3 protein-coding genes are annotated in these 4694 nt (G+C 42.9%); all 3 read right to left on the bottom strand.

The window, feature by feature from the left end; translation table 11 throughout:
* Positions 1 to 292: 292 nt before the first annotated feature.
* The 3 genes from AC1TPC_RS26680 to AC1TPC_RS26670 all read right to left on the bottom strand — a co-directional run bounded on the left by AC1TPC_RS26680 (position 293) and on the right by AC1TPC_RS26670 (position 3960).
* Positions 293 to 1666 (bottom strand): hypothetical protein, encoded by a 1374-nt coding sequence (locus AC1TPC_RS26680; RefSeq protein ID WP_482069752.1) that lies wholly within the window; start codon positions 1664 to 1666, stop codon positions 293 to 295.
* A 534-nt stretch (positions 1667 to 2200) separates the two neighbouring features.
* Entirely contained in the window at positions 2201 to 2539 is a 339-nt protein-coding gene (locus AC1TPC_RS26675; RefSeq protein ID WP_482069751.1) for a DUF4190 domain-containing protein, read from the bottom strand.
* A 155-nt stretch (positions 2540 to 2694) separates the two neighbouring features.
* On the bottom strand, positions 2695 to 3960 hold the full coding sequence (locus AC1TPC_RS26670) for an acyltransferase (RefSeq protein ID WP_482069750.1): 1266 nt from the start codon (positions 3958 to 3960) through the stop codon (positions 2695 to 2697).
* Positions 3961 to 4694: the final 734 nt, after the last annotated feature.

Here is a 4694-nt window from a genome sequence, read left to right as displayed (position 1 = left end):
TCATTTGTGCGCCTCTTTTCGTATGTGGGTTTGTCCTTCCCGGAACAATTCACAGTATACTAGAGGCGCATTTTTCATTCAAAGCTCAAATTACTTCATTACAGGAATGGCTCCTAACTATGTTCTTCTTAATATCAACAACAAGATCGTATGTAATACCCTTATTGTACGTTGACTATAGCTTCTCGTAAAAAATCTAAATCCGTGCTTATATCCAGCCCCCTGTGTCAGTTGTAACATTTTCATTGTAAAACTGTTTTTTGCTGTTCTAATCTGAACGACACCCCAACATCTACCAAGCTGATGCGTTCATTCTGGCGATTTCATCGGTAAGTCCGAGTCTGGTCATTTCTTCTACCATCGCCTCTTCGACTTCCACACTATGGAATTCCTTTGCGTTAAATGTACGTGCCAATACTAGTTTACCGGCATAGGTAGCTCGCTTCAAAAAGCCTTTCAATTCTTCGGCTTCCAAATCATCATCCACCAGAAGTGTTTCGTGTTGCCGACCTTTGTCCCCAGGGAGAACATTAGTTACCCCCAGTCCATCAGGCGTGGCGACAACGATTTGTTTCTCCCTCATAGCTTTTACGCGATCAAGGTATGCATATGGATGATCGATTTTAGGTAGATTTAGTGTATTTACCAGTCTGGACATGACCTTACGGCGAATCGCTTGCTCTACCTCTGTTGGTGCCCATTCATGTTGCGCCTCCTCCTCTTCTTGCAAGTAGTTTTGGTAGGCTTCTTCACTTTCAAACGACATATATATAAAAGTACTGTCAATAGCAATTACGCTCAAAAACTCCCTGATATTGTTGGCAATGACTTCTGCAGCTTCATCCCCACCCATTGGGGAAACTCTTACGATTGGGGCATTATTTAGATCCGGGACAGATCCGAATTCCGTTAAGAAGCCGTAGTGTTCACCATCTCCACCCGTCCACCCAAACGTAATGACATCCCAAGGGGTATTCCCATACTCGCTTTGGTAATAACCTCCGTAAAAGCCGAGCTCGTCCCATAACGATAGTCCTTCTTCTTTAAGTTGCGTATCTAAGGTGTACAGGTCGTTGAATATATCCGGAGCAGAATACTTTCCGTAATTGATCTGCTCACTTTCCTCGGCACTCATTGTATCCTCTGCTGCCGTTTCTTGTTGCTTTTGCCATGCTAGCAATTCCTCCATTTCTTCATCTGTGACATCGCCGGGGTTTGGAGATGTCGTAATCGTAACTTCACCTGTCCCAGCATTAAAAACGATCTCTGAATCCGTTAAATCACTTAATCGTTTGGAGTGGATATAAATATGCCCATCAACTTGTCGAAGCGTATCTCCCCATTCATCATGCAAATAGGTCGTACTACTTTCATTTAGTGTATAGTAAGAGATAGCTAATGAGTCATCTTCTTCGTGATTGTACGTCCAGCCCATAGCAATAAGCACCGAATCAAGAGGAAGGTACAACCTTCTTCCCTCTATAAAAGGTTTGTTAATTATAAGAATTTCATTCCCATCGACGTAAATATTCAATTGCTTTCCTGCCTTCTGTATATTCTCAGGGGGATTGGGTTTATCACCACAGCCACCCAGCATAATAACGACTATGCTAAGGATAACAATCCCGACTACTAGTTTCTTGACCGTCATTTGTTCTGTTTGCACATACCGATCCCCTTCGAAACGATCTCTTTTTCTATATTTTCGTCATATGTTTTGATTTTCCTGTCCGTTAGCATTCCCAGGAGACTCATTGTCGCTCGTGTGCTGGGAGAAGCAGGTGATCCAAGCGGCTATGCGCATGGAAACGCCTTGCTTCGCTACGCCGGCCTTAACTAGGGCTCGGACCGCATTGTATTCACGACTTCCTTCTGCTGATTCTTCACATTCTTCTTTTATTGAATGAATGCTTAAAAAAACTTGCCTCAATCGGATGATACAGACACAATCAAAGAAAATCCCGCAAATTTTTGGAGATCATTTGTATAGAACGTTCTTTACTATGTGGTATCACACGAACGATGTATGCATCCTTTAATTCAGTTACACTCCCAAAATCAGTTAAAAAACCATAGTACTCATCACCGTGGGTCAGCAAATAAAATAACATCTGGAGGTGTGTTCTCATGAATACTACGGCAGCACTTTTGTATTAGAATGGACTACATAGTACTGCTTGATTTCTCTGTCGTAAGTGGACTATATCGATGAATAATTCAGATCTGTACCGGTGCTTGCAATAAAGATTAAAGCAATTATGGCGATTAGTATAAAAATGGCATAGGAAGCAGTACCTATAATTCCGCATACAAGTCCGGCAATCGCCAAGCCGCGGCCTTGTTCTCCGTTTTTTTTGATTTCCTTAAAAGATAAACTTGCATACACGATAGAAACAATACCGATAAAAAATCCAAGATAAGGCACAACTATAGCGAGAATACCAAGTACAAGCGCCACAATCGATTTACTGTTTGTTTTCGGCAGTTGCTGCATCGGTTGGTAATATTGATTATGCGGCTCGTTCGGAATTTGATCCATTGGAGTCCTCCTTTCGCTCTAACCGTATTTTACCAGTCAATATCTTTTCCCACAAGATGAGCATCCAGCAAAAATCACGCTTAATAGTAATAAAATAACAGAGTTAATATCGTCAAAAAAGGGACATCACGAAGTGACGTCCCTTCAACATTTGACTATTTCTCCAAATTCAGCCGGCGTTTGTTTTGCATAACGGAACGGCTTGCCTCAGACGCCTTCGGCTTTCGGCGGCCCGTTGGGCCGACCAACCATCGTCCGAACGGCAGCTTTTCCAGTAAACAAGATAATCCGATCGCTCCTGCTGCAACCAATATAAATGTAATCAACGCCGCCGGAAGATGATACCCGGTGAGATGCAGGGGCCGTGTTATCCCGCTCGCCAGCATGAGCACAAATGCGTGAGCCAGAAAACCGCCGAATGAATGCCGTCCGATAAACAGCAGGATGCGGTAAAGCGCGCCTTTCCTTTTCTGCAGCAGCAGCGCGGCTCCGTACAGCAACAGCAGCTGGGAGACGATAATTGCAAAAGTAGAAGGCTTCAAATAGGAGGAAATATTCAAATTGATCCGCTCCGATGAGAAGCGCAATACATCATAGCCGAGCCAAATATATGCCCCGATGAAAGCAATCATCGTCCAGCCCATAGCATCTCCTACGAACTTCCGAAACCGGTTCAAGCCGAAGGCGCATACGCTCCCCATCAGGAAGTAAAATAAGTACATGACAAAATAATAAGAACGGTTCGCGATCAGCTCCGCCCAAAAACCGCCTACGGAAGCGGCCCAGCCAGGCATTTTGTAGTACGACAGCCACATCAGCGCTCCATGCAGCAGACCAAGCGCCAGGGATATCCCCGCAACCTTGGAAAATAATTCATCTTCCGAATTGTGCCGCAGCCGTGATCGGATTGTTCCGACCAACCGGGAAAACAACGGGAATAACAAATAAAACTGAAAAATCATTAGGATAAACCACAGATGGTAGCCGTATGTCGGTTTGATCAGTTGCTGAAAGATATTCGTCCAAGCCGATGGCTGCATGAGCTTTCCGCCGAATACCCCTTCCACCGCTATCCAGTAAATGATCGTCCAGCTTAGAAAAGGAATAAAAATATCGCCGAACCTTTTTCGGATAAACGAACGGTAATGCAGCTTCCCGCTGTAATTGTAAAACAAAATCAGACCGGACAGAAATACGAACGTTGGTGTCCCGAACCGGGTGAAATGAAACAGCATCGCAAGCATAATCGAGTCAGCCGGCAGGATGTCAGGCCGATAAATATACTCCGCTATGCAGTGCTGAAGCGCCACCGCCAAAAAGGCAAACGCGCGAAGCAGCGTCACTTCTTCGATCCGCTCTTTTTTCTGACGAACCTCCGGCCGAGGAGCTTGCCGTTCCATTTCCGCTTGCATATTTTCCATGATGTCACCTCTATTCTCAGTTGGCAAAAGATAAACTGATTATAGCGGACAATCATTAGAGGAAGATTAACTGGCACAAATTAACGCTTTCCGGTGCTCTTACCCCTTCATCGATCCAGCCAGACCGGAAATATTTCTCTATTACCTTTAGCTTGAATAGTTCGTTGTTCCCATTATTGTTGAGCCGTAGCAGTAGGTACAAAATGATAGTTACCGAATTTTCGTTACATCACAGTAATGTAGCATTAGAAATAACATCCGATTTGTCGGTTGGATAAATTATCTTTTCTTTCTCAACACTTTAATTACCGCACTTATAGTCATGTATATGATTAGAATACATACCACTGTAAACAAGTATGATGTAAACGTGAAGCTAATCCACTGTGCAGTCATGGTAACAGATCCATCAGAATTGACAACTTCAGTGGATGAATTGTTCTTAAAAATTGCTATAAACAATAATGGTAATAAAGCTGAAATTATTACACCAATGATTATTTCTTTCAATTTGAACATTTGGGAATTACCTCCACTCATATTACTCTTTATAAGATCAATTATCACACTTATTACGCTTTCGCATAGTTGAACAATCGTGTCCAGTTAGCGTAATACCTGAATCCGTGATATAAATATCTGATTTCCATAGATTGAAAGAGTATTATGGAGTAAAATAGAGATAACAGCTCGTTTGTTGCTGTTTTCAAAATACACCTATGAGGTGAACTCCA

It is taken from the genome of Paenibacillus sp. Y280 (assembly GCF_056786335.1).
Note: the sequence above shows the minus strand (reverse complement) of the source record. Positions and strands in the feature narration are given on the sequence as shown.

What these genes read in the sequence shown, in the direction of transcription:
- AC1TPC_RS26675 (WP_482069751.1), bottom strand. Translation starts at nt 2,539, where the DNA reads ATGGATCAAATTCCGAACGAGCCGCATAATCAATATTACCAACCGATG.
- AC1TPC_RS26670 (WP_482069750.1), bottom strand. Translation starts at nt 3,960, where the DNA reads ATGGAAAATATGCAAGCGGAAATGGAACGGCAAGCTCCTCGGCCGGAG.